Genomic DNA, 519 nt, shown 5'->3' with positions numbered 1-519 from the left:
GATTGATATGGTTATATTGAGCTCACCTAGTGTCCCGTTCGTCTAGAGGCCTAGGACACCGCCCTTTCACGGCGGTAACAGGGGTTCGACTCCCCTACGGGATACCATCTTTAAGCGCATTTGCTTAAGTGTTCTTAAAAATGATTACTTCATACGAAGTGATTTGCTCTTTAAAAATTTGGAAAGCTGACGAATAACATTTTGATTTAAATGTTATTCAATAAAAGTTCTCAAATCCTATATCGAACCTTTTTATTAAGGGAACATATAGGTACCAACACACATTCAAGTGTTCTTGGAAGTAGCGAAAGCTACTTAATATTTGAGTCCGGCAAAATCGAGTCTGCATCATGTTTAAATAATTGCAGACAACTTTGGTTGTTTGATTAAACAATCTCGAGGTTTCATCTGAAACTCTTTGGGGTTGTATGGTTAAGTGACTAAGCGTACACGGTGGATGCCTTGGCAGTCAGAGGCGATGAAAGACGTAGTAACTTGCGATAAGCCCAGATTAGGTAG

General features: G+C 39.7%; 1 tRNA gene. It reads left to right on the top strand.

Annotated features, from left to right (window positions below):
* Window positions 1-31 precede the first annotated feature (31 nt).
* Window positions 32-107: transfer RNA gene (locus tag ACSTTG_RS24220), tRNA-Glu, on the top strand.
* The last annotated feature ends 412 nt before the right edge of the window (window positions 108-519 follow it).

The organism is Vibrio glycogenivorans, assembly GCF_051660965.1.
Taxonomy (GTDB): Bacteria; Pseudomonadota; Gammaproteobacteria; order Enterobacterales; family Vibrionaceae; genus Vibrio.
The sequence above is the reverse complement of the archived record's forward strand: the minus strand, read 5'-3'. Positions and strand labels throughout refer to the sequence as shown.